Origin of the sequence: Alteraquisediminimonas sediminicola (assembly GCF_019740335.1) — a bacterium.
In the GTDB taxonomy this organism is placed as follows: domain Bacteria; phylum Pseudomonadota; class Alphaproteobacteria; order Sphingomonadales; family Sphingomonadaceae; genus Alteraquisediminimonas; species Alteraquisediminimonas sediminicola.
The window spans coordinates 91,337-114,048 of record NZ_JAHXZS010000006.1 but is presented as its reverse complement, the minus strand read 5'-3'; the positions used below and the strand labels follow the sequence as shown (position 1 = coordinate 114,048).

Here is a 22,712-nt window from a genome sequence, read left to right as displayed (position 1 = left end):
ATCCATCATCACTTTAATTGGGCCAGTAAGGCCTTGGCTGCGGCGGTTTCCGCTTCCTGTTTCGAACTGCCGGTGCCGGTGGCGGACCCTGCGCCATTCACGCTCACCGATACGGTGAACACGGGGCTATGGTCGGGGCCGGAGCGATCGGCGACATCATAAAATGGCGGCTTGCGGCGATGCGCGGCGGCCCATTCCTGCAAGGCTGATTTGGGATGCTGCGGGACGGCGGCGGTGCCGGTCACTTGTTCTGCCCAAAGCTTGCGGATCAGCGCTTGCGCGGTGTCGATCCCGGCCTCGAGATAGATTGCGCCGATCAGCGCCTCCATCACATCGCCGAGAATATTGGTCGAGGACGATCCGCCATCGTCGCGAGCCTGTTTGCCGAGGCGCAATCGCGCCGGCACGCCTAGCGCACGGGCGATGCTGGCGCAGCTTTCCCCTGATACCTGTGCATTGAACCGTTTCGACAAATGCCCCTCTGGCTCGTCTGGATAAAGTTCATACAGCCATTGCGCCATCACGAGGCCAAGCACGCGGTCGCCGAGAAATTCCAGCCGCTGATAATGCACCTCTCCATGACTGCCATGAGTCAGGGCCTGCATGAACGGGGCAAGATTGGTCGGACGATGGCCGAGCGCATCGGCCAGCCAATCGGCGATGTCGGCGGGGGGTGTCAGAAACCTTCCCCGATGCGCGAGGGGCGCATGGCCCCAAGCCATGTCCACGGCAGCAGCCAATTGGCGCTGCCATCGGTGGAGAAATAGGTAAAGGCGGCACGGCCAATAAGGTTTTCCTCCGGCACCATGCCGATTCCGCCTTCATCCGGGCTAAAGCGGCTATCGAGGCTGTTGTCGCGATTGTCGCCCATCATGAAATAATGACCTTCCGGCACGACGGTCGGCGCGACATTATCCTTGGCGATATCGCCCAGATCGAGCACGGCATAGCTCTTGCCATTGGGCAATGTTTCGCGGAACCGGCGATAACGGCACACTTCATGGCCATCGGGCAGGATTTCGGCGACGGGTGTGTTCAGGAACGGCTGTGGTTCGCACTGGCTATTGGCGGATATGGGCTTCAGGAAATCATCCATCGGCACACGCGGCACCGGCTTGCCATTGAGGATGACCTGTCCGCTACGAATTTCCACCACATCGCCGGGCAGGCCGATCAGCCGCTTGATATAATCGACCTTGTTTTCCGGCGGGGCGCGGAACACGACGACATCGCCGCGTTGCGGTTCTTGCGCCAGAATCCGGCCATCGAACTGGATCAGGCCGAACACAAAGCTGTGGCGCGAATAGCCATAGGGCCATTTCGATACGAGCAGATAATCGCCGACCAGCAAGCGCGGCAGCATCGATTCCGATGGGATGTTGAACAGGCCGAAAACAAGGCTGCGGATCACGAAGGCGATCAGCAATACGGTCCCGAAGAAACGCAGATTTTCCCGCCAGCCTTCTTTTTGCGCGGCTGGGCTAGGCTTTTCGGGCGGAATCGATGCATTTTCGGTCATGGGTGACGGCTTTCGCGTGCCATTGCACCAACGTCAAGCCGCTTTCCAACTTGGAAGGGGGGCAGAAGCATGGTTATAGGCTTTCAACGGGTGTTAGGCCCGATTGGAGTGATGGTAATGACGCTTGGTTCTACTGCCCTGAAAGATCTGTTTGCGCATGATGCGGGGCGCGTAGAAAATTTCAGTTGGGAAGCCGCTGGAATCTGGTTCGACTGGTCCAAGACCCATATCGATGCCGCGCAGGTGGCGGCGGGTGTGGCGCGGCTTCACCAAGCCGATTTCGTCGAATGGCGTCGCCGCCTTGCCGAGGGCGAGGTGGTGAACGAAACCGAGGGCCGCGCCGCCGAACATACGGCCGAACGCGGCACGGGCGCGGAGGACAGCGTGGCGATTGCACGCGCGCTCCATGCCCGGATGCGCGGGCTGGTGGAGGCCATTCATCAAGGCCTACTGGGCGAGATCAGCCATATTATCCATGTCGGCATTGGCGGGTCGAAACTGGGGCCGGATTTGCTGGTCGATGCGCTGGGGCGTGAACATGCCCGTTATGAATTGCACGTCGTCTCCAATGTTGACGGCATGGCGTTGAAAGAAGCCTTTGGCCGTTGCGATCCGCATCGCACCCTATTGGTGATCGCATCCAAGACCTTCACCACTAGCGAGACGATGCTCAACGCGTCATCGGTGATTGAATGGATGGAAGAAGCGGGGGTCGAGGATTGCTATGGCCGGATTGTCGCGCTGACGGCCGATCCGGACAAGGCGCTGGAATGGGGCGTTGATGAAACGCGCATTTTGCCGTTTAGCGACACTGTCGGCGGGCGTTATTCTTTGTGGTCGTCAATTGGTTTTCCGGCGGCGTTGGTGCTTGGCTGGGATGCTTTTGCGGACCTGCTGGCAGGCGCAGCGGCGATGGACCGGCATTTCATGGAGGCGGACCCGGCCCGCAATGCCCCGGTGATCGCGGCGTTAATTGATCGGATTTATGTCGAACAATTCGGCTGCCAGACGCGGGCGGTGTTCGCTTATGATGAACGGCTGCGAGAATTGCCGGGCTATCTCCAGCAATTGGAGATGGAGAGCAATGGCAAGTCGGTCGATCATGCGGGCAAGCGCCTTGCCATGCCATCCGCCCCGATCACATGGGGCGGGGTAGGGACCGATGGGCAGCATGCGGTGTTCCAATTATTGCACCAAGGCACGGTGATTGCGCCGATGGAGTTTTTGGCGGTGATCGAACCCGGCCATGATCTCGATGAGGCGCATCATTTGCAATTGCTGACCAATTGCCTCGCGCAGGCATCGGCATTGATGACAGGCCGTTATAGTGATGATCCCGCGCGTTCCTATCCCGGCGACCGGCCTTCGGTGACGATCTTGCTCGACCGGATCGATCCTGTGACCTTGGGTGCGCTGATCGCCTTTTACGAGCATCGGACGTTCGTGAATGCGGTGTTGATCGGCAATAACCCGTTCGATCAATTCGGGGTTGAACTGGGCAAGCAGATGGCGCGTGAAATCGCGGAATCAGGGGCAGGGCATATGGACCCTTCGACCGCCAATCTCGCCAAACGGATCGGGATTTAAGCGCCGGGCTGGCGTTATCGGCTTATAGCCAGCCTTCTGCCCGATACCAGCGCGCGGCGAGGCGCGCGCCGCGTTCGGTCGGCATGCGCGGTTCCCAAATATGGGCGGGCGGCTGGCGATGCGCGGAACAGACCCAATCGGGATGGCAGAAATACGCGACGCGGTCGGCGGTCAGCTTGGCCTTTGGCCCGCGCAGCCGGACGTCGAGCCAGCTTGCCCATTCCATGATCTTGCGCGGCATCGGCAACGGCAGGACCGAACGATCCATCGCCCGGCCAAGGCACAAGGCGAATTCGCGATGGGTCCAGCCCTCAAGTTTGCCATCGTCCGGCTCGTACATCTGGCCGATGCTATCCGCAGTATCGGTCAGTTGCAGCAGCAGGCGGGCGAGATCCCCCGCCTCGATGATCGACATCGCGCCGCCGGGTGGCAACATCACGACCCGGTGCTTGGCCATGCGGAACAGTTCGAGCGTTTCCCGATCGCCTGCGCCATAGACCGCAGGCGGGCGGACGATTGTCCATGCCATGCCGGATTGCTGCACCAATGCCTCGGACTGCGCCTTGGACCGGCCATAGGCGGACAGTGACGGTTCACGCGCCGCGAGCGATGATACATGCACGAACCGGCCAATCCCTGCGCGGGCGGCGGCGGCCAGCACATTGGCCGTGCCGGTGACATTGCCCGCGATGAAGCCCGCCTCATCCGGCGCGTTGATGATGCCCGCGATATGCAGCACGGCATCCGCGCCCGCCATGAGTTGATCCAGCCCATCCGCATCGTCGAGCGATCCGCCCACCCATGTCACGCCGTCGCGCGGCGGTTGCATCCTGCGGGTGAGGGCGCGAATTTCGAGGCCGAGGTTGTGCGCCTGATCGAGCACATGGCCGCCGACAAAGCCGGTGGCGCCGGTAATCGCGATGACGGTCATATCAGATCAGGACCAGATGGTCGCGATGGACAAAAGCGGCGCGTGGCGCATAGCCGAGCAATTCGGCCAATGTGTCGCTGCGCTTGCCCATCACCAGTTGCGCTTCCTGCGCATCATATTCGGCCAGACCCTGCCCGATTTTCTCGCCATGGCTATCGATAATGTCGATCAGGTCGCCGCGTTCGAACCGGCCGGTCAGCGCGGTGACGCCCGCTGGCAACAGGCTGCTGCCGCGTTCCAGCGCGCGCATGGCCCCGGCATCGATGGTGGCGCTGCCTTTCACGGTCAGCCGTCCGACGAGCCAGGTCTTGCGCGCCGATCCGGCCTTGGAGGCGAGGAATACGGTGCCGATATTGCTGTGTTTGAAGCGCTTGAGCGGCTCGTCATGTTCGCCGGATATGATCGCGAGATTGATTCCGGCACGGGTGGCGATGCGGGCGGCCTCCAATTTGGAGACCATGCCGCCCGATCCCATGCCGGAACCGGAGCCGCGATCCGCCATCGCCATGATCTTCGCATCGATCCGGCTGACGATCGGCACAAATTTGGCGTCTGGGTCGGTCTTGGGATTGGCGGTGTACAGGCCGTCGATGTCGGACAGCAAGACGACCCCGCTGGCGCGGGCGGCCTGACCGATGCGCGCGGCCAGCCTGTCATTATCGCCAAAGCGAATTTCAGCGGTAGCGACCGAATCATTTTCGTTGATGACCGGCACGACGTCGAGTTCCAGAAGCCGATCAAGCGTGGCCGAGGCGTTGAGATAGCGGCGGCGGTCTTCGAGATCATCGAGCGTGACGAGGATTTGCGCGGCGATTAGGCCCCGCGCCTCCAGCAATTCAGCCCATTGCTGGGACAAAGCGATCTGGCCGACGGCGGCGGCGGCTTGCGCGTCTTCAAGGCTGGCGCGGCCACCCTTGGCGAGGCCGAGCCGTCGTGCGCCCAAGGCAATCGCGCCAGAAGAAACAAGGATGACCTGCTGACCGGCGGCGCGGCGTTCGGCAATGTCCCCGGCCATCGCCTCCAGCCAGTCGCGCCGGATATTGCCCTGTTGATCGACCAACAGGGCAGAGCCGATCTTGATGACCAGCCGGGCGCAATTTTCCGGTGCAAACAGGCTGGACGCCGGGATTAAATGGGCGACCATGTCCCGTCTCCACCCTCTGCATCATGGCCCGCTGCAACGGCCTCTACTTCACGCGCCTTGGTGATATTGGCGAGCAGTCGATCAAGAATCGCCTCCACGCCTTCGCCGCTCGCGCTCGAAAGCGGCATGACGGTGACGCCGCTTGCCTCTTCCAGATCATGCATCAGCATATCGCGCAGCTCGTCATCAATCGCATCGACCTTGTTGAGCGCGATGATCATCGGCTTTTCCAACAGGCCAGCGCCATAGGCATCGAGTTCGCCCATCACGATGTCATAGGCTTCGACCGGATCATTGCTGGTGGCATCGATCAGGTGCAGCAAGACTTGGCAACGTTCGATATGGCCGAGAAAACGGTCGCCGATCCCGGCACCCTCTGCCGCGCCTTCGATCAGGCCGGGAATATCGGCGATCACGAATTCACGTTCGCGGTGGCGCACGACGCCCAATTGCGGGCGGGTGGTGGTGAACGGATAATCGCCGACCTTGGCATTGGCGTTGGTCACGGCGTTGATGAACGTCGATTTGCCCGCATTCGGCAGGCCGACCAGCCCGGCATCGGCCAAAAGCTTGAGCCGCAGCCACACATAGCCTTCGGCACCCGGCCAACCGGGGCCGTGTTGACGCGGGGTGCGGTTGGTGGATGTTTTATAGGTCAGATTGCCGCGACCGCCATCGCCGCCGCGCATGAACACGATTCTCTGCCCGACCTTGGTAAAGTCAGCGAGCACGTCTTCCTTGTCTTCCGACAGAATCTGCGTGCCGACTGGGACCTTGATCACAAGATCGTCGCCGCCCGCGCCGGTGCGATTGCCGCCAGCGCCGCCCTTGCCGCGTGGTGCGCGGAAATGCTGGGTGTAGCGGAAGTCGATCAGCGTGTTGAGGCCAGCGACGGCTTCGAAAATGATGTCGCCACCCTTGCCGCCATTGCCGCCATCAGGGCCGCCATATTCGATGTACTTTTCGCGCCGGAAGCTGACAGCCCCCGGGCCGCCCGCGCCGGAGCGGACGAAAATTTTAGCCTGGTCGAGAAAATGCATGTTGTGGCCAGTAGAACGTCCGCGCCGAACGGGGAAGCATTTTGTGCATTTTTGGCTTTATCGCGTATGTTTGGCCGTCAAATTTGCAGCACAGGGACGTGATCTGTGGCTGGAATGTCGGGCGTCACGCGAATCGCCTCTGATTCGAGATGTTCGGCATGGGCCGTGGCGATGCCGATTCGCAGATGTTCAATCGCCATTTCGCGGGCGGTTTCCGGCGGCTGGCCAAGGGCCAAGGCAAATTCCTCGCCCAGCAGCGAATAGCCGAGCGCGCCCAGTACCAGGCTGAGCGTATGGCGCTGAAGCGGGATATTTGTCCCTGCCTGCATCAGATCGCCGACAACATCGCGCAAGGTCCGCAAGATCGGGTCGAGTACATCGCGATTGCCGGTCAGGATCATCCATGCCGCCAGCGGGCCGACGCCTTCTTTTTGGAACGCGTCATAAATCAGGTCGACGATTTCCGCCGGATTCGCCGCCTCATCCCGTACCCGGATCACGGCCTGACTGATTCGCGCGCCCACGCGCGCGGAAATCGAGGCGGCGAGCGCCTTTTGCAATTCGGCGGCGGTCCCGAAATGATGGAGGAGATTGGCATGGGTGCGGCCAATCCGATCGGCCACGGCTTTCAGCGTCACGGCATGCGGCCCGGCATGGAGCAACAGGCTACGCGCGGCCTCCAGCGCCAGTTCGCGGCCTTCCTCTTGGGTGAACCGCTTCTTTGATATTGACGCGATCATATGGATGTTCTCGCTACGCCACAGGACAAGTCTTTTCAGACGCTTACAGTCTAGCCGAGTCGCGATATGATGCAAGGCATGCCGTTGCAGGCCTTCCCTTGTTCGGGAAACATCCTATATTCTGCTCTTATGACAGATTTTTTCGCGGACCCGCGCCAGTTCCTTTATCGCCCTGACGGTCTTGATCCGATGGAGGCGCAGCAATTGACGGCCCATGCGTTGCGACATTGCGACGATGGCGAATTATACCTGCAATATGGCGCGTCAGAGATCTTCGGTTTTGACGATGGGCGCTTGAAAACCGCCAATTACAGCACCGAATCGGGCTTTGGCCTGCGCGGCGTATCGGGCGAGATGACCGGCTTTGCCCATGCCAATGAATTGAGCGCGGCGGCGATCCGTCGGGCGGCGGAGACATTGACCTTGCTTGATCCGGCTTCGGCTGCGCCCCAAGGCCCGCCGCGCCGGACGAATGAGATCCTCTATCCCGGTTCCAATCCGCTGTCGTTGACGCCTTTTGCCGATAAGGTGAAGCTTTGCGCCGAAATCGATGCCGCCGCCCGCGCCCGCGATCCGCGCGTGGCACAGGTGAGCGTCGGCCTGTCGGGGAGCTGGAGCGTCGTCGAAATCGTGCGCGCGGATGGCTTTGTCGCGACCGATGTGCGGCCCTTGGTGCGGCTCAATGTCTCGATCGTGGTCGAACAAAATGGCCGGCGCGAAAGCGGGTCGTTCGGTATGGGCGGGCGTTGGATGTATGACCGGCTGTTTACTGCCGATGCTCAGAATCGCGCGATTGATGAGGCGCTGGCACAGGCGCTGGTCAATCTCGATGCGGTCGATGCCCCGGCGGGTGAAATGACGGTGGTGCTCGGGCCGGGCTGGCCGGGGGTATTGCTGCATGAAGCCATCGGCCATGGGCTGGAGGGCGATTTCAACCGCAAGGGTTCAAGCGCCTTTTCCGGACGCATCGGTGAACGCGTGGCGGCTGCGGGCGTGACGGTGGTCGATGACGGGTCGTTGTCCGGGCGGCGCGGGTCGTTGACGATTGATGACGAAGGCACGCCGACGCAGGAAACCGTGCTGATCGAGGATGGCATTTTGCGCGGTTATTTGCAGGACCGGCTCAATGCCCGGCTGATGGGCGGGGTATCGACCGGCAATGGGCGGCGGCAAAGCTATGCCCATGCGCCGATGCCGCGGATGACCAACACCTTTATGAAGGGGGGTCAGGATGATCCGGCGGAAATCCTGTCACGGGTGAAAAACGGCATTTTCGCCAAGAGCTTTGGCGGCGGTCAGGTCGATATTACCAGCGGCAAGTTCGTCTTTTCCTGCACCGAAGCCTATAAGATCGAAAATGGCAAATTGGGCGCGCCGGTCAAAGGCGCGACGTTGATTGGCGACGGGCCAAGCGTGCTGACCCGCGTATCGGCGATTGGCAATGATATGGCGCTTGATGAAGGCGTGGGCATTTGCGGCAAGGGCGGCCAATCGGTCCCCGCCGGGGTGGGCCAGCCGACCTTGTTGATCGATAGCCTGACCGTGGGCGGGACCGCAGCTTGACGGCGGCGAGCATGAGCCTCGGCCCCTTGCGCCGCAAGCCGTTCTTCGCGGACAAGGATCGCGCCTTCTGGGTGCTGCAAACCGCCGGTTGGGGCGCGTATTTCGTGCTCAGGACATTGAGCGGCTTTGCCAATGGCGTCGATTTGCTGTTCATCGTGCCGATGGCGATTTCGACTGCCACTGGCTATTCGCTGACATTGTTGATGGCGGCGGCCTATCGCCGGTTGATCGATCAGCGCCCGATTATCACTTGGACGCTATCAATTACCGTGCTGATGATCGCAGCGGTGGCCTATGCCATGATCGAGACACAGGCGTTCATCACCTTCTATCGCCCCGGCGAACGGATGAATGCGCCCTTGTTCTTTGGCGCGTTTTTGCTCGATTCGATGCTGTTGCTCGGGTGGTCGGCGCTGTATTACGGCATTAACTTCTATCTGATGCTGGAAAAGCAGGCGGACCAATTGCTCCACCTCGAAAATCAGGCGTCGAGCGCGCAACTCGCGATGCTGCGCTATCAGCTCAATCCGCATTTCCTGTTCAATACGTTGAACAGCATTTCCACCTTGGTGCTGCTGAAGCAGACCGAGCGCGCCAATGCGATGCTGTCGCGATTATCGTCGTTTTTGCGATATACATTGGTCAATGAGCCGACGGCGCAGGTGACGCTGGCGCAGGAATTTGAGACGCTGAAGCTCTATCTCGAAATCGAGAAGATGCGGTTCGAAGATCGGCTGCGGACCGAATTTACGCTTGATCTGGCGGTGACGGCCGTGCGCTTGCCGTCATTATTGTTGCAGCCATTGGTCGAAAACGCGATCAAATATGCGGTGACGCCGCAGGAGGAGGGGGCGGACATTACCGTCGATGCTCGGCTGGTCGGTAATCGGGTGCAGATCACCGTAACTGACACCGGCCCGGGGTTGAATGCGCCGACGCCACGTTCCATCGAGTCTACAGGCGTTGGCCTTGCGAACATCCGTGACCGGTTGCAGCAGGCTTTTGGCGATGATCACAGTTTCGAGATTCTGCCGGATACGTCGGAGGGATTTTGTGTGCGCATCAACATTCCCTTTCAAACCGAACCCCAGAGGGAAGCAGCATGACGATTCGGACGATTATCGTCGATGACGAACCGCTGGCATTGCAGGGCCTGCGCTTGCGTCTCGAACCTTTTGAGGATGTCGAGATCATCGAGGCATGTTCGAACGGGCGCGAGGCGATCCGCGCGATCAAGACGCATAAGCCGGACCTTGTTTTTCTCGATATTCAGATGCCCGGATTCGATGGCTTTTCGGTTGTGCAGGGGGTGATGGAGGTCGAGCCGCCGTTGTTTGTCTTTGTCACCGCTTATGGCGAACATGCGTTGCGCGCGTTCGAGGCGCAGGCTGTCGATTATTTGATGAAGCCGGTGGATGTGGACAGGCTGGCCGATACGCTTGATCGCGTGCGCCAGCGCCTCGCCGAAAAGCGCGGGGTGGAAGAGGTCGAACGGTTGAAGGAAGTGCTGGCTGAACATGCGCCGGACGCGGTCGAGACGATGCCCGAAACCGGCGATGCACCTGCGGCCAATCGATATGAAAAGCTGATCAACATCAAGGATCGCGGCCAGATTTTCCGGGTCGATGTCGATACGATCGAACGGATCGACGCGGCGGGCGATTATATGTGCATCAATACGGCGGATAACAGCCTGATCCTGCGCGAGACGATGAAGGATCTGGAAAAGCGGCTCGACCCCCGCAAGTTTCAGCGCGTCCACCGGTCGACCATCGTCAATCTCGATCTGGTGCGCGAGGTCCGTCCGCATACCAATGGCGAATGCTTTCTCGTGCTGGAATCCGGCGCGCAGGTGAAGGTCAGCCGGTCTTATCGCGATGTGGTGGCGCGGTTCGTGCACTGACATTGCGTTCAAACGCCCAACGCAAAAAGGCCGCGCTTCCCTAGGGAGGCGCGGCCTTATTTATGGGATGGGCTGGAAGCCTATCCGTTAGATGTGTTTAACGACCGCCGCCGCCACCCGTTTTGCGGACGGCACCCTTATGGCCGCCCACGCCACCCGGCTTGCGAGCCGGACGGAACGGACGACGCGGACGTTCGCCCTCGGCACCACCGGCGGGGCGGGCGCTGCCGTCATGACGACGCTGCGCCGTCGGGCGGGCGGCTGCGGGCTTGGGCAAAGCACGCGATTTCTCCATGAAATCGGCGGGCAATGGGATGGAGGTCAGCTTGACCTTGGTCAGCCGTTCGATCCCGCGCAGATAGGCGCGTTCGTCTTCGGCGACGAAGCTCATCGCAATACCGGTGGCACCTGCGCGCGCGGTGCGGCCAATGCGGTGGACATATTGTTCGGCCACGTTCGGCAGTTCGAAGTTGAACACATGGCTGACGCCCGAGACATCGATGCCGCGCGCGGCAATGTCGGTGGCCACGAGAAACTTGATCGAACCCGAACGGAACAGACCCAAGGCGCGTTCGCGTTGCGGCTGGCTCTTGTTGCCGTGAATCGCTTCACAGCCGATGCCGGCAGCTTGCAGATGCTTCACCACGCGATCCGCGCCATGCTTGGTGCGGGTGAAAATCAGCGCGCGTTCGATCTTCTCATCCTGCAAGGTGAGCGTCAGCAGGCCCTGCTTTTCCGTCTGATTGACGTAGGTGACATATTGATCGACGCGTTCTGCCGTGGTGGCGGGCGGGGTGACTGATACGCGGATCGGATCGTTCAGGAAGCGATCGCCCAGTTCCGAGATCGCCTTTGGCATGGTGGCCGAGAAGAACAGGGTCTGGCGCTTTTTCGGCAGGAGCTTATCAACGCGCTTGAGCGCATGGATGAAGCCGAGATCGAGCATCTGATCGGCTTCGTCGAGGACGAAGATTTCGACGTTACGCAGGCTCAATGCATTCTGATCGATCAGATCGAGCAGACGGCCCGGCGTGGCGACGAGAATATCGACACCGCGCGACAAAGCCTTGATCTGGCGACCGATCGGCACGCCGCCGAAGACGGTTTCGACCGACAGGCGGAGGAATTTCGAATAATCCCGGCAGCTGACGGCGATCTGGCTGGCCAGCTCGCGGGTCGGCGAGAGAATCAGCATGCGGCAGCTCAACGGGATCGGACGCTTCAGATCGGCGGCAAGATGATGCAGCGACGGGAGCGCGAATGCGGCGGTCTTGCCGGTGCCGGTCTGGGCGATGCCGCACAGGTCGCGACCCTGCAGCAGGACCGGAATGGCCTTGATCTGGATCGGCGTCGGCGTTTCATAGCCCTTGGCGGCCAGCGCGCGCTCAATCGGTTCGGCAAGGCCGAGGTCTGTAAATTTCGTCATGTTTCGTTACGTCTTTCAATCGTGCAACGACAGGCCGGCCACGACCGGAAACGATCATGGGCCTGCGCAGCGGGGTCAAATGACAACCCGCGTGAAAAGGGATGCCGGTGGCATGAGTCGATCTGAATTCCGGCCCGGATGTCAGGCCCTTGAACAAGGCCTGTATTTCTGGTTCACGCTGCCGGATGGGCTTTTCACACTGCCCTGACAAGCAGGTAATCCTGCCGATCGACGCCCGCCCTTTATCTACCCAGACCGAAAAAAGCAAGGCAATAGCGCCGATTGATGCGGTTGCCTCTGGATGTGCCTTAGGTCGCGAAATTATATTTAGCTGGCGGGGTCTTCTTCCAGTGCTTCGAACAGCCAGTCGTGGAACAGGCGCACGGCCCTTACCGACATCGCGGAACGACGGCAGGTGAAGTAGTAATTATAGGGGCTGGCAATCTTTTTGGTGAACAAGGGGACGAGGCGTTCCGCATCGTCCCATTCGCTCAGGTGCGAATCGAGCATGAAGGCGATGCCTAGGCCTTGTGCCGCAGCTTCCAGCATCAACTGCCCCGAATCCATATGATCGATGGCGGCCGGTTCGACATCGGGCTGGCCCATGGCATCGCGCCATTCGTCGAAGGTTTCCGGCATGTCGCGATGGAGCAGGATCGTGTGGTGACGCAGATCTTTCGGGGTTTTGATCGGGTGGGGACCGTTGATCAATTCGGGCGAGGCCAGCGCGACGACGTAATTGACGCCCATCCTGCGGCCATAAAGCGAGGGCTCGACCGAGCGCACCAGCACGATGGCCGCATCCAGTCCTTCACCGACGCGGGCCATGGCATGGGGGGCGGTATCGATGTCGAGATGCAATGTCGGATGCAGTTCACGCAGGTCGGGCAGGCGGTGAATGATCTGCTGCGATGCAAAAAGAGGGGGCATGCCGATGCGCAGGCGCATGATTTCAGCACCGCCAACGGTCGCGTCAATCGCATCGACCATGGCATCAAGCGCGGGTGCAATCCGGTGGAGCAAAGCTTCGCCCTCAGCGTTCAACAGCACGCCTTGATGCACGCGGTCGAACAAAGGGCGGCCCAATTGCCGTTCCAGCCCCTGAATGCGGCGGGAAAGCGCGGGCGCAGACAATAACAGCGACTCGGCAGCAGCCTTGACGGAGCCAGTCCGGGCGACCTGTACAAAGGCCTCAATCCCTGAAAGCGGTGGTAGCCGACGCATCTATCTATCCTTATCGTTTTGCCAGTCTGGCCCGTTTTATCCGTTCAGCCTGTGCGCGACGTTACGTATTTGCGCCATTTGCTCTTTTGCCTGTCTGCTTGTTTATAGGCGGCATCGAAACATTTGTGCAGTGTAGCATTAGTGATGGGTATCGCATGCATAAAATGCAACCCACCTCTTCTTCTTCGCAGTTGCACAATAATCTGTCCTGAGAGATATAGAAAGTGCCTTTCAGGCATCCTCTCCTATAAAACTTCCAAGGCCGGTCGGTAACTCGACCGGCCCTTTTTTTGCCCCCAGAACGAACCTAAACTGATGAACCTGCTCTCAAAGCGGTTCAATCAATTGCGCAGATAACAATTGGCACTAGTTTATAATTGCAATTGTTGCATCTGTACCGTTCATCTTCGCATTTGCACAAAACCGAGTCGGCCCGCATATAGGGAGTGCCTTTCAGGCATCCTCTCCTATAAAACTTTCAAAGGCCGGTCGGTTCATTCGACCGGCCCTTTTTTTGTCTTTGACGCCTGTATATGTTTGAATGACCTGATTGTTTGCTAGTCCCGGTCGGACTGGACGCGCAGCAGGGTGACCAGGATCGCCCCGCCCATCGCTGCCGCCGCTAATTCGAATGGCAGGGCGTGCGACAGGCCATAAAGCATCATCCCAAAAGCCGGACCAATGATATAGCCCGCGCCATTCACCGCCGTGACCTTTCCAGCGACATCGCCTTGTTCATGCCGATCAACCGCCAGTGATGCACCCGCCGTGAAGCCGGGGCGGAAAAATCCGAAGCCCAGCATTGACAGCGCATAGCACACGGCAATGGCGTGCAAATTGGTAACATGGGCTGTGAACAATAGGCCAATGGCCGAGATCAGGCTGCCAAACAACACCATTTGCCGTGGCGACAGGCCCAGTTTCGGGATCAATGCCCATTGTGACAACAGGCCGGCCCCAGCGCCGACCATCAAGACCAGCCCGATCAATGACTGTGCCTGATCGGGCGGGAGTTGGAGTCGGTCCAGCACCAGAAAGCCGATGGTCATGCCGGTAATGGCCTGTGCGTGGCCGCCGATCAGGCCCGCGAGCAGCCAAGGCTGGATGCGCGGATCGCGCCAGCGCAACTTGACCGTGCTGGGTGGCGCGGTGGCGATCACGATCGAGGCGTCGGTTGGTTCATTGCCGACGCCGGGGTAGGATTCGGATGCAGGCTGAAGATCATAATCGATCGGATCATTGTCCGGCAGCTTTGCCATCACCGCAATCAGGGTGATTAGGCCAAATAGCCCGAAAATGATCGGCGATCCGGCATAGTCGATCAAGGGGAGGATGAAGAACGGGGCCATGGCCGGACCGATGATCGTGCCAAGCCCAAAGGCCGAGGCGAACATCGCCATGGCGTTGGTGCGTTCTTCCGGCTTGGTATGCAGTGCGATACGCGCTTGTGCGGCAGGCGGGGCGGCGGCGCCCATAAAGCCATAGATGGCCCTGCTCGCGATAAAGCCCGCAAAGGCATATAGTGGTGGAATGATGCCGAGCAGACCCAGGCCCAAGGTCAGCGCACATAATAATTGGGAGCAGACATAGCCAATCAGTCCGCCCAAGATCAGTTGGCGACTGCCACGCGGGTGGATTTGCCGTGACCAGAAGGGGGCGGAGGTGGTCCAGATCAAGGAGGAGCAGGAAAAGGCGATCGCCAGCGCGACGTCCGGTAGATCGAGCCTGCGACTGATGACCGGCATCAAGGAAATGAGCCCGGTATTGCCCGAAGCGATGACGAGCATGACGGCGAACAGGATCGCGAATTCCTGCTTTGGCCGGAGTGTGGTGCCGGGTGCCTTGAAACGTGATAGCATCGGCACGGCCATTCAACGCTCCTTATGATGTGCCGAAATTCCATTTTCGCTGCAAATTCAGGCTTGGCCCTGAGCTGGTGTCGAATTTCTGCTCAACTCTAACGCCTTATCCTTGCCTTTGCCACGCGCATTTGCCAACGCTTTGAACAGATTGTCGAACACAAGGCGTAGCGAATATGATGTCATCCGATGGGGCGGCCCTCGAAAAAGCCGGTATGCGGAAAAAGCGGGTTGGCCCATGGGCCATGTTTTTCAAGGGTTTTCTGAAGCATCCGGTGATGGTTGGTTCGGTGATTCCCTCGTCGGATACGTTGATCGCTGCCATGCTCGACCGTGTCGATTGGAAGGCGTGCAGCCTGTTCGTGGAATATGGTCCGGGCGTCGGTACGTTCAGTCGCGCCATTCTCGAACATATGGCCCCGGATGCGACCTATATCGCGATCGATACCAATCCGGACTTCATTGACTATCTGGCGAGCGAGATCGCGGACAGCCGTTTTATCCCGGTGCTGGGGTCGGCGTCGGATGTGCTGGAAATTATTCGCCAGCATGGTTTCGAACATGCCGATTATATCCTGTCGGGCCTGCCGTTTTCGACTCTGCCGGATGGCGTTGGCCCGTCGATTGCAGCCAATACTTGGGCGGCGCTGCGGGGTGGCGGCGCGTTTTTAGTGTATCAATATTCGCCGAAGGTGCGGGCCTTCATCGCCCCCTATTTCAAGCATATCGATCAAGGCCATGTGTGGTGGAATATCCCGCCTGCCCGGCTTTATTGGGCATGGAAAGAGGATTCCAACTCTCTTTCCACCTGAAACACGCGGCGCAGCAAGCGCCGTGTCACCGTCGGGTCGAGCGTGACGACGATATAATAGCTGAGCCGCCACAACAGTCGTGCGCCAAAAGTGGCGACGCGTTCAAGCTTTTCGGGCGTAATCGGGCGCGAGTCGGACTCCAGGCCGTCGATCAGGGCGCGTGTTTTGGCCGCAAAACCGGCGTCCGAGACACGCAACATCACCTCGGCATTGATGAACATGCTGCGGACATCGAAATTAGCAGAGCCAATATAGCTATCATCATCAGCGACGATCAGTTTCATATGCAGGCGGGCGGGTTGATATTCGACGATATGCGCATTGTTGCGCAATAATCGGCCATAGCAATGGCGGGCGGCATGGATGGTCGTGCGATTGTCCGAGCGCGAGGGGGTGATGATTCGCAATGTGCCACGCTGCGCTGCGCGGCCAAGGCGTCGAATCATGCCGGGGGTCGGGGCGAAATAGGCCGCGACGATGTCGATCTTGTGTGCAATCGCGATCTGGTGGCGGATATCGCGGGTGAGCGGGCTAATGCGAGCGAACGGGCCGGAAAACATCCAGCGTAATCGTCCTTCTGGCTGCAATCGGTCATGGCGTTGCAACAATGCCCGAAATGATCGCAGGCCGGCACTGCCGCTTTGCACCCAACCATCGAGATCGTCATAATAATGGGCCAATGGCGCGACCGCAGGGCCATCAATTTCCACCATCAGATCGACCCAATTGCCGCCATCGGGTGATTCGATAAAATAATCGCGTTCGATATTGCAGCCGCCGACCATTGCGCGTTCGCGATCAGCGATGATCAGTTTCTGGTGGTTGCGCAGGACATATTTGCGCCCAAAGCCGGGTAGGAATCGTGCGCATCTTGCCCCCAAGGCGAGGAGCGGGGCAAAGAAGCTGTCGGGCAGTTGTTCACTACCGAAGCCATCGACCAAGAGGTCGATCTCGACCCCGCGTTGCCGCGCATTGATCAGCGAGTCGCGCAGCTTGCCGCCATATTCATCGTTGCGGATGATATAAAAGAACAATTGCAGGTTGGTCGTCGCGCTATCGATCAAGGCGATGATCGCATCGAACCGGGCGGGGCCGCGCGGGTATAATGCGAGGCGATTACCCTCGATAATGTGATTCAGGGGCTTGTTGCGCCAATCCTCGTCCTGCATGTCATCCACATGCCCTGTTTATTGACAGCGGCGCAAGGCCCTGCTAGCCCGCGCGCTTCTCAGAATTCTCTTATATCGGAGCCTATTCATGGCGCGCGTCACCGTTGAAGATTGCGTCGACAAGATCACCAACCGGTTTGATCTCGTCTTGCTGGCTGCCCAGCGTGCCCGCGAAATCAGCAGCGGTGCCGAGCTGACCCTTGATCGCGACCGCGATAAAAACCCGGTCGTGGCGCTGCGTGAAATCGCGGAAGAAACCGTTCTTCCTGATGATCTGCTCGAATCGGCTATCTCCGGCATGCAGAAGGTGCGTGTCGATGAAGATGATGTGGTCGATGAAATGGGCTCGCTGTCGCAGCAGTCTGAAGCACTGCGCCTGACGGCGGCGGCACCGCCCCGCAATCAGAATCTGGGCGGCGATTACGACTGATCGTCTGCACTATCTGTAATAACGAAGAGGGCGGCCATTGTGCCGCCCTTTTTGTTTAAGGGGTTTTTTGTTTAGTCCCTCAGGCGCCGGGCGCGGGCATCCGCCCGCTTGGCTTCCTCGCAATAAGCTCGGGCGGCCGGTCGGCCTTGCGGCGCTAAAGCGCCGTTGGTGGGGGATTGCTAAGCTGCTGCTCGATCAATGCTGCATGTGTTCGCTGCCGCCGTCTTCGCCCGGGGCCTTGACCAAGGCCTCGACATTGACCGGATCGCCATTGGCAAAGCGGAAGGTCAGCAGGATTTTCGATCCCGGCTTCACCTCAGGCGCGATGCCGAACATCATTGCGTGCATCGTACCGGGCGCGAAGCTGAGGGTGGCATTGGCAGGCACGACCACGCCCTTATCGAGATGGGCCATCTCCATCATGCCATTTTGCATCCGGGATTCATGGAGTTCGATGCTGGCGACTTTCGGGCTGGTGACGTCAAGCAGTCGATTGTCGGTCGCGCCGCCATGCAGGGTGAAATAGCCGCCCGCCGGATTGCCCTCGACTGCCGCAAGCCGCACCCAGGCGTCGGTCACTGGCCCTTCAGCAGTCGGCGAGGCGCTGCACGCGGTGAGCGCGAGCGCGGCGACGGGGGCGATCAGGGACAATAGACGACGCATGGATAATCTCCGTTTGGGCACAAAGAGAAAGAGGCTGCACCCATCTAGGCGAGCTGCGCGCCCAGATAAACGTCTCGCAACCCTTGCGACAAGCGAATTGCCACCTATATCGGCCTCAAAGTTGCAGTGAATGGATGCCGCGCCATCGGTTCGGGTTCATTCCTTTCTATCGTATGGGGTTTGAAAAACATGGGAAAAGTAATCGGGATTGACCTTGGCACCACGAACAGCTGCGTTTCCGTCATGGAAGGCGGCAAGCCAAAGGTGATCGAGAATGCCGAAGGCGCGCGCACCACGCCGTCAATCGTCGCCTTTGCCAAGGATGGCGAACGTCTTATCGGTCAGCCGGCAAAGCGTCAGGCCGTCACCAACCCGGAAAACACGATTTTCGCCGTGAAGCGTCTGATCGGTCGCCGGTTCGAAGATCCGATGACCCAGAAGGATATGGGTCTCGTGCCGTACAAGATCGTCAAGGGCAAGACCGGCGATGCTTGGGTGAACGCGGGTGGCGAAGATTATTCGCCGTCGCAGATTTCCGCCTTTACCTTGCAAAAGATGAAGGAAACCGCCGAGGCGTATCTCGGTGAAACGGTGACGCAGGCGGTGATCACGGTCCCGGCCTATTTCAACGATGCCCAGCGTCAGGCCACCAAGGATGCGGGCCAGATTGCCGGTCTGGAAGTGCTGCGTATCATCAACGAACCAACGGCGGCGGCGCTGGCTTATGGTCTCGACAAGAATGAAGGCAAGCTGATCGCGGTCTATGACCTTGGCGGCGGTACGTTCGATATTTCCGTGCTGGAAATCGGCGACGGCGTGTTCGAAGTGAAGTCGACCAATGGCGATACCTTCCTTGGCGGTGAAGATTTCGACGCCAAGATCGTGCAATATCTCGCCGATGACTTCAAAAAGGCGGAAGGCATCGACCTGACGCAGGACAAGCTGGCGCTCCAGCGTTTGAAGGAAGCTGCGGAAAAGGCGAAGATTGAATTGTCGTCCGCGCAGACGACCGAAGTGAACCTGCCGTTCATCACCGCGGATGCCAATGGGCCGAAGCACCTTGTGAAGGCAATCACCCGCGCCGATCTTGAAAAGCTGGTGGCCGAACTGATCCAGCGTACGCTGGAGCCTTGCAAAAAGGCGCTGGCGGATGCTGGTCTGAAGGCTGCTGACATTGCCGAAGTCGTGATGGTCGGCGGGATGACCCGCATGCCGCGCGTGCGCGATGTCGTGAAGGACTTCTTCGGCAAGGAACCGCACACCGGCGTGAACCCGGATGAAGTCGTCGCCATGGGCGCGGCCATTCAGGCGGGCGTGTTGCAGGGCGACGTCAAGGATGTGTTGTTGCTCGATGTGACGCCGCTGTCGCTCGGCATCGAAACTTTGGGTGGCGTGTTCACCCGCATGATCGACCGCAACACCACGATCCCGACCAAGAAGTCGCAGGTCTATTCGACGGCTGATGACAATCAGCAGGCGGTCACGATCCGCGTGTTCCAGGGCGAACGCGAAATGGCGGCAGATAACAAGATGCTCGGCCAGTTCGACCTCGTCGGCATTCCGCCCGCCCCGCGTGGCGTGCCGCAGATCGAAGTGACGTTCGACATCGACGCTAATGGCATCGTGTCAGTCCATGCCAAGGACAAGGGCACGGGCAAGGAACAGCAGATCAAGATTCAGGCCTCCGGTGGTTTGACCGATGCCGATATCGATCAGATGGTGAAGGATGCCGAACGCTTTGCGGATGAAGACAAGAAGCGTCGTGAAGCTGCCGAAGCCAAGAACAATGCGGAAAGCCTGATCCACACCACCGAACGCCAACTGGTCGAACATGCGGACAAGGTCGATGCGGCCCTGAAGGCGGAAATCGAAGCGGCGATCGCCGACACCAAGGCGGCTGTCGAAGGCGGTGAGCCGGAAGCGATGACCGAAAAGGCGCAGGCCTTGGCGCAGGTCGCGATGAAGCTTGGTCAGGCGATTTACGAGAAGGAACAGGCATCGGCTGCGTCGCCGGGTGCGGATGCACCGGCGCAGGATGATGTTGTCGACGCCGAATTCTCGGAAGTGGACGACAATCAGAAGGGCTAAGGCCGAAGCGATGCACATGATCCGGTCCCGTCCAAAGACGGGGCCGGACCGTGTTGATGGGGGCTATGATGGCCGATAGTGACGATTATTATGAATTGCTGGAGATTGAGCGCACCGCCGATGACGGTACGATCAAATCTTCCTATCGCAAGCTGGCGATGCGCTATCACCCAGATCGCAATCCGGGCTGCACTGAATCAGAATCAAAGTTCAAGGCGATCAGCGAAGCCTATGACTGTTTGAAGGACCCGCAAAAGCGCGCGGCCTATGATCGTTTCGGCAAGGCAGCGTTCCAAAATGGCGGCGGCGGCGGTGGCCAGCAGGATTTCGGCGGGTTTTCGGATATTTTCGAAAATATCTTCGGTGAATTCATGGGCGGGCGCGGGCGTACCCAATCCGGGCCGCAGCGCGGCGCGGATTTGCGTTACGACCTCGAAATTTCGTTGGAAGAGGCATTTCACGGCAAGACGACCGAGATCGACATTTCGGTATCGGCGGCGTGCGAACCCTGTAGTGGCACGGGCGCCAAGCCCGGCACCGGGGCGCAGACATGCGGCACCTGTGGTGGCCATGGCAAATTGCGCGCGCAACAGGGCTTTTTCATGGTCGAACGGCCTTGCGGCGCATGTCGCGGGACCGGGCAGATCATTGCCGATCCCTGCACCTCCTGCCGCGGCGAAGGCCGGGTAGAGCGCGACAAGACCTTGCAGGTCAATGTCCCGCCGGGTGTCGACGATGGTACACGCATCCGTTTGTCGGGCGAGGGTGAGGCGGGCGCGCGTGGCGGCCCGTCGGGCGATCTCTATATCTTCATTCATTTGTCGCGGCACAAATTGTTCCAGCGCGATGGGACGACCTTGTTCACCCATGCGCCGATCAGTTTCACCACGGCGGCGCTGGGCGGGGTGATCCATATTCCGGGGCTGGCGGGCGAAAAGCATGAAATCCGCATCCCGGCGGGGGTGCAATCAGGCAAGCAAATCCGCCATCGCGGCGCGGGCATGCCGGTGCTGCAAGGGCGCGGCGCGGGTGATCTTGTCGTGCAGATCGATGTCGAAACGCCAACCAAATTGACAGCGAAGCAGCGCGAACTGCTGGAACAGTTCCGCGAGACCGAGACAGGCGAGGAATGCCCGCAGAGCGCCGGTTTTTTTACCAAGCTCAAGGATATGTGGGACGATCTGACTGACTAGGCCCCATCGACATTCAGCCCATGTCGGGCTGCAAATGTCGGTTTACCGTGCTTCCGGTGCTCACGTACATTAAGTACGCTGCGCGCCGGGTCACGGCAAACCACCATTTTCGCCTCGACCTGAACTAAATGTCGATGGGGCCTTCGGCCCTGGGTATCGGGGTTTTCTCTAGTCGAGTGATCGAACGAGTTGGTGCGCCACGGCGATCCATGGCGCACCAGCCACCACCTGTTGGCGATGGCCGGCCCCCGGCGGCAGGATCAAGATCCGGTCGGCATCCAGCCCGATCATCCGCCCAAAGACGAAGCGCCCTGCCGGACGCGGCACTAATATATCGCGATTGAGCACGGCGGCAAAGTCAGCTGGTGCGGTGCGGCGACACCATAACACATCGCCGCTGCGATATTCCCCGACCGTGACCAAAATCTGCACCGCCACATCCTCGGCCATTGGCTGGGGCGGGGGGAGCGCCAGTTCGCGCTCCGGCGCCTGAGCGCCATCGGCCCCGATACGGGCGATGACCGGCAGGTTCGACTGGTCGGGCAAGGTGACGAGATCGCTTGCGGTGACGCCTAGCGCCGTGGCGATGCGGTTCAGCCATTCGACCGACACCGTGCGCATGCCGGTTTCCAGCCGCCCGATCGTTTGTGCGGTGGTCGGCGGGGCGCAACGCGCGGCGACATCGGCGAGGGTCATCCCCTTGGCCTTGCGAACTTGTCGGATGGCGGTGATCATGCGGGCCTCTTAATAACCTATATGGTTATTATTCTTTCCAACAATTATGCGGATATGGCAAGTCTTGTCCTCAAATATTGATCAGGGAGAGGCAGGCCATGGGACTTCAGACACGCGATCAGGCATTGGCGGAACGGGCGTTGCTGGTGCCGGACGAACAGGCGGCGGATGGGGTTGCGCGGCGGCGGGTGATGGTAAATCGCGCCGAATCGCCTCTTTCATGGCTGCATGGGCGGCAACTCATCACCGATTTGCAATTTGCAGCGGGCGAACAATTGCGCCGCGATTATGAACTGGCCCAACTTGGCCCGCGCGTGACGATGCGCTGGGATGCGGCACCCGGCGGCGCAAAAGGCGGCGCGGCGATGATGGACGCGACCGACCGCCAAATTGCGGCCAAGACGCGATTTCACGCCGCCGTCGATCATTTGGGGGCGGGGCTGCAAGATATTGCATGGCGGATCATCTGCGCGGGCGAGGGCATGGCGGCGGCAGAGCGTGGCTTGAACTGGCCTGCGCGGTCCGGGCGGCTTGTACTCGGCCTCGCGCTGGATCGCTTGGTGGTGCATTATCGGTTGGGGTGATGGGGGGATAGCCGGGCCCACACTTTGAAAGTGCCACCAACGGCTCGCCGTGCCGCAAGTCCGAACGGCTGCCGCGCCTTATTGGCGCGAAAGCCTAAGCGG

Annotated in this window: 21 protein-coding genes; 9 read left to right on the top strand and 12 right to left on the bottom strand. The window is 59.9% G+C overall.

From position 1 onward, the window contains the following. Positions 1-8: 8 nt before the first annotated feature. On the bottom strand, positions 9-722 hold the full coding sequence (gene rnc / locus K6117_RS11980; protein ID WP_221795321.1) for a ribonuclease III: 714 nt from the start codon (positions 720-722) through the stop codon (positions 9-11). Beyond that, positions 677-1,519 carry a signal peptidase I gene (gene lepB, locus K6117_RS11975; RefSeq protein ID WP_221795319.1) on the bottom strand — a complete coding sequence of 281 codons (843 nt, stop codon included), beginning with the start codon at positions 1,517-1,519 and terminating at the stop codon, positions 677-679. The genes rnc and lepB overlap by 46 nt, the downstream gene beginning before the upstream one ends. 117 nt (positions 1,520-1,636) lie before the next feature. Here lepB and pgi point away from each other — a divergent pair, with 117 nt between their 5' ends. After that, entirely contained in the window at positions 1,637-3,106 is a 1,470-nt protein-coding gene (gene pgi, locus K6117_RS11970; RefSeq protein ID WP_246605064.1) for a glucose-6-phosphate isomerase, read from the top strand. 22 nt (positions 3,107-3,128) lie between these two features. On the opposite strand, the gene K6117_RS11965 is transcribed toward pgi, so the two are convergent. The 4 genes from K6117_RS11965 to K6117_RS11950 form a co-directional block, all read right to left on the bottom strand. After that, entirely contained in the window at positions 3,129-4,037 is a 909-nt protein-coding gene (locus K6117_RS11965) for an SDR family oxidoreductase (RefSeq protein ID WP_221795315.1), read from the bottom strand. A 1-nt stretch (position 4,038) separates the two neighbouring features. Then, positions 4,039-5,181 (bottom strand): glutamate 5-kinase, encoded by a 1,143-nt coding sequence (gene proB / locus K6117_RS11960; RefSeq protein ID WP_221795313.1) that lies wholly within the window; start codon positions 5,179-5,181, stop codon positions 4,039-4,041. Further along, the gene (obgE, locus tag K6117_RS11955; RefSeq protein ID WP_221795310.1) at positions 5,166-6,221 is read right to left on the bottom strand and encodes a GTPase ObgE; all 1,056 of its coding nucleotides are present in this window, start codon (positions 6,219-6,221) and stop codon (positions 5,166-5,168) included. The genes proB and obgE overlap by 16 nt, the downstream gene beginning before the upstream one ends. A 77-nt stretch (positions 6,222-6,298) precedes the next feature. Further along, complete coding sequence (locus K6117_RS11950; RefSeq protein ID WP_221795308.1) at positions 6,299-6,961, bottom strand: TetR/AcrR family transcriptional regulator; 663 nt, start codon at positions 6,959-6,961, stop codon at positions 6,299-6,301. A gap of 129 nt (positions 6,962-7,090) precedes the next feature. On the opposite strand from K6117_RS11950, the gene tldD reads away from it, so the two are divergent. Genes tldD through K6117_RS11935 form a run of 3 tightly spaced genes read left to right on the top strand, consistent with a single transcriptional unit; the run spans position 7,091 to position 10,427 of the window. Beyond that, on the top strand, positions 7,091-8,524 hold the full coding sequence (tldD, locus tag K6117_RS11945) for a metalloprotease TldD (RefSeq protein WP_221795307.1): 1,434 nt from the start codon (positions 7,091-7,093) through the stop codon (positions 8,522-8,524). Between the two features lie 11 nt (positions 8,525-8,535). Next, positions 8,536-9,630, top strand: coding sequence for a sensor histidine kinase (locus tag K6117_RS11940; RefSeq protein WP_221795306.1), 1,095 nt, complete (start codon positions 8,536-8,538; stop codon positions 9,628-9,630). Next, entirely contained in the window at positions 9,627-10,427 is an 801-nt protein-coding gene (locus tag K6117_RS11935) for a LytR/AlgR family response regulator transcription factor (protein ID WP_221795305.1), read from the top strand. Before K6117_RS11940 ends, K6117_RS11935 begins: the two co-directional genes overlap by 4 nt. 97 nt (positions 10,428-10,524) lie before the next feature. Here the strand turns inward: K6117_RS11935 and K6117_RS11930 are convergent, their stop codons facing one another. The 3 genes from K6117_RS11930 to K6117_RS11920 form a co-directional block, all read right to left on the bottom strand. Then, complete coding sequence (locus K6117_RS11930) at positions 10,525-11,853, bottom strand: DEAD/DEAH box helicase (protein ID WP_221795304.1); 1,329 nt, start codon at positions 11,851-11,853, stop codon at positions 10,525-10,527. A gap of 327 nt (positions 11,854-12,180) precedes the next feature. Beyond that, positions 12,181-13,077, bottom strand: a complete 897-nt coding sequence (locus K6117_RS11925; protein WP_221795303.1) for a LysR substrate-binding domain-containing protein — start codon at positions 13,075-13,077, stop codon at positions 12,181-12,183. A gap of 557 nt (positions 13,078-13,634) precedes the next feature. After that, a complete protein-coding gene (locus K6117_RS11920) occupies positions 13,635-14,948 on the bottom strand; it encodes an MFS transporter (RefSeq protein ID WP_246605063.1) in 1,314 nt (437 codons plus the stop codon). 164 nt (positions 14,949-15,112) lie between these two features. On the opposite strand from K6117_RS11920, the gene K6117_RS11915 reads away from it, so the two are divergent. After that, complete coding sequence (locus K6117_RS11915; RefSeq protein ID WP_221795302.1) at positions 15,113-15,748, top strand: class I SAM-dependent methyltransferase; 636 nt, start codon at positions 15,113-15,115, stop codon at positions 15,746-15,748. Here the strand turns inward: K6117_RS11915 and K6117_RS11910 are convergent. Next, on the bottom strand, positions 15,706-16,917 hold the full coding sequence (locus K6117_RS11910; RefSeq protein ID WP_246605079.1) for a phospholipase D-like domain-containing protein: 1,212 nt from the start codon (positions 16,915-16,917) through the stop codon (positions 15,706-15,708). The two genes, K6117_RS11915 and K6117_RS11910, sit on opposite strands and share 43 nt — an antisense overlap. 88 nt (positions 16,918-17,005) lie before the next feature. Between K6117_RS11910 and rpoZ the strand changes: the two genes are divergently transcribed. Then, a complete protein-coding gene (gene rpoZ, locus K6117_RS11905; protein ID WP_221795300.1) occupies positions 17,006-17,347 on the top strand; it encodes a DNA-directed RNA polymerase subunit omega in 342 nt (113 codons plus the stop codon). Between the two features lie 195 nt (positions 17,348-17,542). Here rpoZ and K6117_RS11900 read toward each other — a convergent pair whose 3' ends face one another. Beyond that, the gene (locus K6117_RS11900; RefSeq protein ID WP_221795299.1) at positions 17,543-18,010 is read right to left on the bottom strand and encodes a copper chaperone PCu(A)C; all 468 of its coding nucleotides are present in this window, start codon (positions 18,008-18,010) and stop codon (positions 17,543-17,545) included. A gap of 189 nt (positions 18,011-18,199) precedes the next feature. Here K6117_RS11900 and dnaK point away from each other — a divergent pair, with 189 nt between their 5' ends. Both dnaK and dnaJ read left to right on the top strand, forming a co-directional pair. Next, complete coding sequence (gene dnaK, locus K6117_RS11895; protein ID WP_221795298.1) at positions 18,200-20,098, top strand: molecular chaperone DnaK; 1,899 nt, start codon at positions 18,200-18,202, stop codon at positions 20,096-20,098. Positions 20,099-20,166: 68 nt separating this feature from the next. Then, entirely contained in the window at positions 20,167-21,291 is a 1,125-nt protein-coding gene (gene dnaJ / locus K6117_RS11890; RefSeq protein WP_221795613.1) for a molecular chaperone DnaJ, read from the top strand. 168 nt (positions 21,292-21,459) lie between these two features. Here dnaJ and K6117_RS11885 read toward each other — a convergent pair whose 3' ends face one another. Then, positions 21,460-22,026 (bottom strand): helix-turn-helix domain-containing protein, encoded by a 567-nt coding sequence (locus K6117_RS11885; protein WP_221795297.1) that lies wholly within the window; start codon positions 22,024-22,026, stop codon positions 21,460-21,462. Positions 22,027-22,124: 98 nt separating this feature from the next. On the opposite strand from K6117_RS11885, the gene K6117_RS11880 reads away from it, so the two are divergent. After that, a complete protein-coding gene (locus K6117_RS11880; protein ID WP_221795296.1) occupies positions 22,125-22,610 on the top strand; it encodes a DUF6456 domain-containing protein in 486 nt (161 codons plus the stop codon). Positions 22,611-22,712 lie beyond the last annotated feature (102 nt).

Bases quoted from the DNA above. Each gene is read 5' to 3' on its own strand.
- K6117_RS11880 (WP_221795296.1), top strand. From the start codon at position 22,125: ATGGGACTTCAGACACGCGATCAGGCATTGGCGGAACGGGCGTTGCTG.
- K6117_RS11950 (WP_221795308.1), bottom strand. From the start codon at position 6,961: ATGATCGCGTCAATATCAAAGAAGCGGTTCACCCAAGAGGAAGGCCGC.
- proB (WP_221795313.1), bottom strand. From the start codon at position 5,181: ATGGTCGCCCATTTAATCCCGGCGTCCAGCCTGTTTGCACCGGAAAAT.
- K6117_RS11940 (WP_221795306.1), top strand. From the start codon at position 8,536: ATGAGCCTCGGCCCCTTGCGCCGCAAGCCGTTCTTCGCGGACAAGGAT.
- dnaJ (WP_221795613.1), top strand. From the start codon at position 20,167: ATGGCCGATAGTGACGATTATTATGAATTGCTGGAGATTGAGCGCACC.
- K6117_RS11965 (WP_221795315.1), bottom strand. From the start codon at position 4,037: ATGACCGTCATCGCGATTACCGGCGCCACCGGCTTTGTCGGCGGCCAT.
- rnc (WP_221795321.1), bottom strand. From the start codon at position 722: ATGGCTTGGGGCCATGCGCCCCTCGCGCATCGGGGAAGGTTTCTGACA.
- K6117_RS11910 (WP_246605079.1), bottom strand. From the start codon at position 16,917: ATGCAGGACGAGGATTGGCGCAACAAGCCCCTGAATCACATTATCGAG.
- K6117_RS11900 (WP_221795299.1), bottom strand. From the start codon at position 18,010: ATGCGTCGTCTATTGTCCCTGATCGCCCCCGTCGCCGCGCTCGCGCTC.
- K6117_RS11930 (WP_221795304.1), bottom strand. From the start codon at position 11,853: ATGACGAAATTTACAGACCTCGGCCTTGCCGAACCGATTGAGCGCGCG.
- dnaK (WP_221795298.1), top strand. From the start codon at position 18,200: ATGGGAAAAGTAATCGGGATTGACCTTGGCACCACGAACAGCTGCGTT.
- rpoZ (WP_221795300.1), top strand. From the start codon at position 17,006: ATGGCGCGCGTCACCGTTGAAGATTGCGTCGACAAGATCACCAACCGG.
- tldD (WP_221795307.1), top strand. From the start codon at position 7,091: ATGACAGATTTTTTCGCGGACCCGCGCCAGTTCCTTTATCGCCCTGAC.
- pgi (WP_246605064.1), top strand. From the start codon at position 1,637: ATGACGCTTGGTTCTACTGCCCTGAAAGATCTGTTTGCGCATGATGCG.
- K6117_RS11885 (WP_221795297.1), bottom strand. From the start codon at position 22,026: ATGATCACCGCCATCCGACAAGTTCGCAAGGCCAAGGGGATGACCCTC.
- lepB (WP_221795319.1), bottom strand. From the start codon at position 1,519: ATGACCGAAAATGCATCGATTCCGCCCGAAAAGCCTAGCCCAGCCGCG.
- K6117_RS11915 (WP_221795302.1), top strand. From the start codon at position 15,113: ATGATGTCATCCGATGGGGCGGCCCTCGAAAAAGCCGGTATGCGGAAA.
- K6117_RS11925 (WP_221795303.1), bottom strand. From the start codon at position 13,077: ATGCGTCGGCTACCACCGCTTTCAGGGATTGAGGCCTTTGTACAGGTC.
- K6117_RS11920 (WP_246605063.1), bottom strand. From the start codon at position 14,948: ATGGCCGTGCCGATGCTATCACGTTTCAAGGCACCCGGCACCACACTC.
- obgE (WP_221795310.1), bottom strand. From the start codon at position 6,221: ATGCATTTTCTCGACCAGGCTAAAATTTTCGTCCGCTCCGGCGCGGGC.
- K6117_RS11935 (WP_221795305.1), top strand. From the start codon at position 9,627: ATGACGATTCGGACGATTATCGTCGATGACGAACCGCTGGCATTGCAG.